Source organism: Pseudoalteromonas sp. SG44-8, assembly GCF_014164125.1.
GTDB classification, from domain to species: domain Bacteria; phylum Pseudomonadota; class Gammaproteobacteria; order Enterobacterales; family Alteromonadaceae; genus Pseudoalteromonas; species Pseudoalteromonas rhizosphaerae.
The window spans coordinates 1-3689 of sequence record NZ_JACJEQ010000063.1 but is presented as its reverse complement, the minus strand read 5'-3'; the positions used below and the strand labels follow the sequence as shown (position 1 = coordinate 3689).

The following is a 3689-nucleotide window of genomic DNA, read 5'->3' as shown; positions in this document are numbered from 1 at the left end:
TTCCTTTAACCTTTGACCTTTGACCTTTGACCTTTGACCTTTGACCTCTATTTTAATCACTACCAAACAAATCACGAGTATAAACTTTATCAGCAACATCAAGTAACTCTTCAGCCATTCGATTAGACACAATCACATCAGCCAACTTTTTAAATTCGTTTAAATCATTGATAACACGTGAGTTAAAAAATGCTTCGTCGGTTAACGTCGGCTCGTAAATAACAACTTCAATACCTTTAGCTTTGATACGCTTCATAATCCCTTGGATTGCAGAGGCTCTAAAATTATCTGAGCCTGTTTTCATTACTAAACGGTAAACACCAACTACTTTAGGATTACGTTTAATAATTGAATCGGCAATAAAATCTTTACGAGTAGTATTAGCATCAACAATAGCGCCAATCATATTATTTGGTACATCTTTGTAATTAGCTAACAACTGCTTGGTGTCTTTTGGTAAACAATAACCACCATAACCAAATGATGGATTATTATAATGACTACCAATACGTGGATCTAAACCTACACCTTGTATAATCTGCTTTGCATTTAGACCATGACTCTCAGCATAGCTATCAAGCTCATTAAAGTAAGCCACACGCATTGCAAGGTAGGTATTTGAGAACAACTTGATTGCCTCGGCTTCTGTTGAATCAGTAAACAGAATCTCAATATCTTGCTTTATCGCACCTTGCGCCAGTAAATTAGCAAACGTTTTTGCGCGTTCACTTTGCTCACCAACAATAATACGTGATGGGTACAAGTTATCGTGAAGCGCTTTACCTTCACGTAAAAATTCTGGTGAAAATATTACGTTATCAGTGCCAAACTTTTCTTTAACTGACTGCGTGTAGCCAACTGGGACTGTTGATTTAATAACCATAGTAGCCGTTGGGTTTATGCTTAGCACATCTTTAATAACCGACTCAACGCTATTAGTATTAAAGTAATTTGTTTCAGGATCATAATCAGTCGGTGTAGCAATAATTACAAATTCAGCGCCGACCAATGCTGACTCTTTATTTGTAGTCGCGGTAAAATTTAATTGCTTATTTTGTAAAAAATCACTTATTTCAACGTCAACAATTGGCGATTGCTTATCTTTTAAAAGTGCTACTTTATTTTCATCAATATCAAGCGCAACAACCTTATTGTGTTGCGCAAGTAACATAGCATTAGACAAGCCAACATAGCCTGTACCAACAACAGCAATTTTCATTTAAAATTCCTTAAATTCTATATTTTGCTTCCAAGCGTAAGCTCATTACGCTTAGCACTAAAGCCATTTATTTAGTAACAGTAATTTGCACAGAGAGAAGACCATTACAGTAAATAAAGTTACGTAAAGCCTTGTAACTTGTCACTTACCTAGTTCTTAAAGCCTAAAACTTTTAATCTCTTCCTCTGTGAACTCGGTGTTCTCTGTGGTAAATAAATCACTTAAAAACAAGTTTACCACCGAGATGCACAGAGGCGCTTCGCGCTACACCGAGAAAGTAAAGTTAAGCCTACAACCTGTGTTTTTAGAACCTAGAACCTTTCTCTTCCTACCACCTTTAACCTTTCCCCTACCCCTTCAAATTAACTACATTCGCTTGAGGCTGACTCTCAAGCTGGGCACCTTTTTTAGCATTCCATACTAAATCACAAATTCCATCCGTTGGATTAAAACCTGTTGGGGCATCAAGTAATAATTGGCGGATCATTTCGTGATCAAAGTTATGGCAGGCGATATCAAATGCTTCTAAAAATACTTTTAACTCCGCTAACGGCAACATAGCTTCATGAGCTGTCATAATACGTTCGTGTGGGGTTTCTCCCACGTTATCACCGATTAATAACTCTTCGTAAAGCTTTTCACCTGGGCGCAGGCCAGTGCATAAAATTTCAATGTCACCATGCGGGTTAGTTTTGTCTTTCACTTCAAAGCCAGAAAGGCGGATCATCTTACTGGCTAAATCTTTAATTTTTACCGAATCGCCCATATCGAGTACAAATACATCACCACCTTTACCCATAGAACCTGCTTGAATTACCAATTGTGCAGCTTCAGGTATGGTCATAAAAAAGCGAGTAATATCTTGGTGGGTGAGGGTAATTGGGCCACCTTCTTTAATTTGCCTACGGAACAACGGTACAACAGAGCCAGAGGAGCCAAGCACATTACCAAAGCGAACCATGCAAAAACGCGTACGATGTTCTTTACCTTTGTTTTGCGCTAGGCCTTGCAGCACCAGCTCAGCCATTCGTTTAGTAGCCCCCATCACATTAGTTGGGCGTACAGCTTTGTCGGTGGAGATTAATACAAAGGTCTCAACACCAGCATTTACAGCAGCTTTAGCTGCGTAGTAAGTACCAAATACGTTATTACGTACCCCTTCTACTACATTGTGCTCAACCAGTGGAACGTGTTTATAAGCTGCAGCGTGGTAAACCGTTTGCACACCAAACGCCATCATTACTGTTTCAATACGGTTTATACGCTGCACCGAGCCCATTATTGGGATTAGCTCTAAATCAATATGGTTATTAGTTATATATTCATGTAGCTCTTTTTCAATTGAATATAAACCAAACTCAGATATTTCAAATAACACTAGCTTTTTAGGTTGTTGCCTAACTATTTGCCTACACAGCTCAGAGCCAATAGAGCCTCCGGCTCCTGTAACCATTACTATTTTACCAGTAATGTTGGCAGCCATAAGTTCGGGTTTTGGTGTTACTGGGTCACGGCCTAATAAATCTTCAATTTCAACTTCTCTAAATTCAGACAGCTGCGCTTTACCTTCAACCACATCAGCCATACCTGGGATAGATAAAACTTTAATCGTCAACGGTTCAAGCTGCGCAAGCACCTCTTTACGCCTTGCTCGGCTTGCGCTAGGTAGCGCTAAAAGCACTTTAGTGGCCTTGCCTTTATTAATCAGTTCATAAATATCTTTAAAACTAATTACCGGAATACCTTGAACGATCGAACCTTGCTTAGTGACATCATCGTCAATAAAAGCCCGAACATAATATTCCGGCCCGGCCCCAAGCGCTGTAGCAAGCTGTCTTCCTGCAGAACCTGCACCATAAATAATAACCGACTCTTTATTTACAGTAGCCATTCTGCCAATCATCGCACGTACCAAAATGCGCGAACCTCCAACCGTAAGTAAACATAACCAAGCAAAAATAAATGGCATAGTACGCGGGATGGTAATGCCCACAAAAAACGATAGTAATACTAAGCTTACAGTGGTGATAACTGTACCCAGTACAATAGCCCATAACGCCTGTGCGTTCATGTACCTGAGCACTGCACGGTATAATCCTAAATTAATAAATGCGATTAAACCGGTAGGAATTAACATTGCTAACAGCAGCCAATTACCCAATTCTCTAAAAGGTGCAAGGCTGTCTAAACGCACTATAAGCGCAAGCCAAAATGCTGCGGCAATAAAAAGTGAATCAATAAATAAGGTAATAGCACGCTTTTTAGCGCGAGAAGCATTCAAAATAGACCGGATGAAACTATCCACAACAAGTTCCCTTTTCTTGTACTTTGTTGATTCGAAAAGCAAAGAGCTAATAATATACTCTTTGATTGTTAACATTTTATGAATTATAGCGTATAAAAAGCGTTGGAGCTAGGAGGTCAAAGGTCAAAGGTCAAAGGTCAAAGGTCAAAGGTCAAAGGTCAAAGG

2 protein-coding genes are annotated in these 3689 nt (G+C 39.4%); both read right to left on the bottom strand.

What is annotated here, in order from left to right; all coding sequences use genetic code 11:
• Window positions 1–52: 52 nt before the first annotated feature.
• Complete coding sequence (locus H5163_RS20915; protein ID WP_182735881.1) at window positions 53–1219, bottom strand: nucleotide sugar dehydrogenase; 1167 nt, start codon at window positions 1217–1219, stop codon at window positions 53–55.
• Window positions 1220–1568: 349 nt separating this feature from the next.
• The gene (locus tag H5163_RS20910) at window positions 1569–3524 is read right to left on the bottom strand and encodes a nucleoside-diphosphate sugar epimerase/dehydratase (RefSeq protein ID WP_182735880.1); all 1956 of its coding nucleotides are present in this window, start codon (window positions 3522–3524) and stop codon (window positions 1569–1571) included.
• Window positions 3525–3689: the final 165 nt, after the last annotated feature.

Coding starts and splice junctions, on each gene's coding strand:
- H5163_RS20915 (WP_182735881.1), bottom strand. CDS start 1,219: ATGAAAATTGCTGTTGTTGGTACAGGCTATGTTGGCTTGTCTAATGCT.